Source organism: Cellulomonas septica, assembly GCF_012396155.1.
Taxonomy (GTDB): Bacteria; Actinomycetota; Actinomycetes; order Actinomycetales; family Cellulomonadaceae; genus Cellulomonas; species Cellulomonas septica.
The window spans coordinates 1-2,802 of the sequence record NZ_JAAXOY010000482.1 but is presented as its reverse complement, the minus strand read 5'-3'; the positions used below and the strand labels follow the sequence as shown (position 1 = coordinate 2,802).

Below are 2,802 nucleotides of genomic sequence, written 5' to 3'. Positions count from 1 at the left end.
CGCGACGACCGGGGCGAGTGCTGCGACGGACGCGACGGACGACGCGGACGCCGAGGCCGCCGACCGCCCGCCCGCCCGGACCGGCAAGGCCGCCCACCGGGCCGCGACCCAGCTGCTCATGCGCGCGATGCGCCTGGTCCGCACCAAGAAGCCCGACGACGAGTGGGTGTCGTTCGGCGAGCTCAAGAACCAGATGACGCGCATGGACCCGGCGTTCAGCGAGCGCTCGCTCGGGTACCGGTCGTTCGGGGACTTCGTCGCGGACCGCCCGAGCATCGTCGAGTCGGCCCGCTCGGCCGACAACCAGCCCCGCGTCCGCCTCCGCCCGGGCTACTGACGCCCCCGCACGCCGGCCCCGGCCGTCGCGTCCCGTAACGCCGCCGAACGCAACATGAACGCCGTTCCCGCCATCCGGAACGGCGTTCATATTGCTCTCGCGGGTGGGTCGGAGGGTCAGTCCTCCCAGGGCGGGGTCTCGTCGAGCTTGGCGTAGTACTTCGCCAGGTGGCTCTTCACGCGGTCGCGGTCCTTGTCGGGCAGGTCGACGCCTCCGCGCGAGCCCTGCATCACGGCGGCCGCCGCGAACACGCCGCGCGGCACCGCCCGCAGCCGGCCGTCGACCACGTCGGCGATCAGCAGCTTGTACGCGGTGAAGTTGTCCTTCGCGTCGGCGTCGTACCAGACGTGCGCGTCGCGGTACTTCGCGTTCGGCTCGTCCTGCGCGTCGGCCCACGCGCGCACGCGCTTCTCGGCGGCGGTGCCGTCCCACGCGCGGTCGCGGTCGGCGAGGGGCAGGTCCTGGAAGGCGGTCACGGCCATGGGTGGTGCTCCTCTCGGGTGGGGGGTCGCTCGACGTCCGGGCGCTCCGGACGTCGTCGGGTCGCCGCCGGGTGGCGACGACGTCGCGCAGCCGCTCAGGACGTCGCGGCGGCGCGCAGCTTCTCGAGCAGCGGTCCGGCGGCCTTCTCGAGGAACTCGGCCTGGTTCTCGTCGCCGATCTGCACGATCGCGACGTCGGTGAACCCGGCCTCCCAGTAGGCGCGCACGGACTCGACGGCGGCGTCGAGGTCGGGGCCGCACGCGATCTGCTCGGCGACGTCCTCGGGCCGCACGAACTGGCTGGCGGCCTCGAAGGCCTCGGTCGTCGGCAGGTCGGCGTTGACCTTCCACCCGCCTGCGAACCACCGGAACTGCTCGTGCGCGCGCTCGACCGCCCGCTCCTCCGAGGTGTCCCAGCTGATGGGCACCTGGCCGATCTTGCGGGACAGCGGTGCGCCCGACGGCCGGGCGGAGTCCCACGACGCGACGAGGTCGCCGTCCGGCTCGACGGCGACCAGGTGGTCGGCGAGCGGCGCGAAGCGCTGCACCGACTGGTCGCCCGACACGGCCACGCCGATCTCGACCGGGCTGTCGGGGGTGTCCCACACGCGAGCGGAGTCGACGCGGAAGTACGCGCCGTCGTAGGTCGTGCGCTCGCCCGTGAGGAGCTCGCGGATGATCTCGACGGCCTCCTCGAGCATGTCGTGCCGCTCGCCGACCGCGGGCCAGCGCTCGCCGACGACGTGCTCGTTGAGGTTCTCCCCGGCGCCGAGGTTGAGCGTGAACCGGCCGTCGGACAGCACCCCGAGCGTCGCGGCCTTCTGCGCGACGACGGCCGGGTGGTACCGCAGGATCGGGCACGTCACGTACGTCATGAGCTCGACGCGGCTGGTCGCCTGCGCGACCGCGCCGAGCGTCGACCAGGCGTAGCCGGAGTGGCCCTGGGAGTCGAGCCACGGGAAGTAGTGGTCGCTGGACACCTCGAAGTCGAAGCCGACCTCCTCGGCCGCGGCGGCGTACCGCACGAGCTCCTTGGGGCCGGACTGCTCGGTCATGAGCGTGTAGCCGAATCGCGTCATCTCACGACCGTCGCACCCGACCCGACGACCCGCATCCGGTGGCGTCGTCCGGCTCGACGTCAGGGGCGGGCTGCACGAGCCCAGCGTAGGAGCGTCGTGACACGGCTGGACCGGTCGTCGTCGCGGACGGTCGACGCGTCCGGCGATCCGCGGTCGAGCCGCCCGCCGTCCCGTGCCGCCCTCGGCGGGACGTTCAGGCGCGCTGCGGCGCGGGCTGCGCAGCAGTCGCGACGAGGGCGTCGCCCGTGAGGCGGTAGCCCGTCCAGTCGTCCATCGGGAACGCACCGAGCGAGCGGTAGAACGCGATCGACGGCGCGTTCCAGTCGAGCACCGCCCAGTCGACCCGGGCGTACCCGCGCTCGACCGCGATCGCCGCGAGGTTGCGCAGCAGCGCCTGCCCGTAGCCGTGGCCGCGCTGGTCGGCGCGGACGTACAGGTCCTCGAGGTAGATGCCGTGGCGGCCGGTCCACGTGGAGTAGCTGAGGAACCACACCGAGATCCCGACGACCTCGGCGTCCCGCTCGACGACGTGCGCGAACACCGCCGGGTGGTCGCCGAACAGCGCGGCCGTCAGGTCGGCCTCGGTCGTGTCGACCGCGTCGGGCTCGCGCTCGTACTCCGCGAGCTCGCGGATGCAGGCGAGGATGCCGGGCTCGTCACCGGGCTGGGCGGGGCGCAGGACGGCGCCGCCGGAGAGCGTCGTGGTCACGGGCCGTGACGTTACCCGGGCGCCGGTCCTGACGGTCCGCAGGTCCACGCGGCTGACGCGGCGGCGGGTCCGGGCACGTCCGTGGGGCGACCGTGGTCCGGCCGCCCCACGGGACTTGCGCTCACCGCGTCGGCGGCGCCTGACGCTGCGTCGGCACGTGGTCGAGCAGCTGACGACGGCCGTGGCCGCGGGTCG

Annotated in this window: 4 protein-coding genes; 1 reads left to right on the top strand and 3 read right to left on the bottom strand. The window is 73.7% G+C overall.

Features of this window, described 5'->3' with window-relative positions:
• Positions 1–337: OST-HTH/LOTUS domain-containing protein (locus HGA02_RS15390; protein WP_210728644.1), on the top strand; the 337-nt coding region annotated here is incomplete at its 5' end.
• A gap of 116 nt (positions 338–453) precedes the next feature.
• Here the strand turns inward: HGA02_RS15390 and HGA02_RS15385 are convergent.
• From HGA02_RS15385 to HGA02_RS15375, 3 genes are all read right to left on the bottom strand, one after another.
• On the bottom strand, positions 454–819 hold the full coding sequence (locus tag HGA02_RS15385) for a hypothetical protein (protein ID WP_168679925.1): 366 nt from the start codon (positions 817–819) through the stop codon (positions 454–456).
• Between the two features lie 95 nt (positions 820–914).
• Positions 915–1,898, bottom strand: a complete 984-nt coding sequence (locus HGA02_RS15380) for a TIGR03557 family F420-dependent LLM class oxidoreductase (RefSeq protein ID WP_168679923.1) — start codon at positions 1,896–1,898, stop codon at positions 915–917.
• A gap of 193 nt (positions 1,899–2,091) precedes the next feature.
• Positions 2,092–2,607, bottom strand: a complete 516-nt coding sequence (locus HGA02_RS15375) for a GNAT family N-acetyltransferase (RefSeq protein WP_168679921.1) — start codon at positions 2,605–2,607, stop codon at positions 2,092–2,094.
• Between the last annotated feature and the right edge of the window lie 195 nt (positions 2,608–2,802).

Coding starts and splice junctions, on each gene's coding strand:
- HGA02_RS15380 (WP_168679923.1), bottom strand. CDS start 1,898: ATGACGCGATTCGGCTACACGCTCATGACCGAGCAGTCCGGCCCCAAG.
- HGA02_RS15385 (WP_168679925.1), bottom strand. CDS start 819: ATGGCCGTGACCGCCTTCCAGGACCTGCCCCTCGCCGACCGCGACCGC.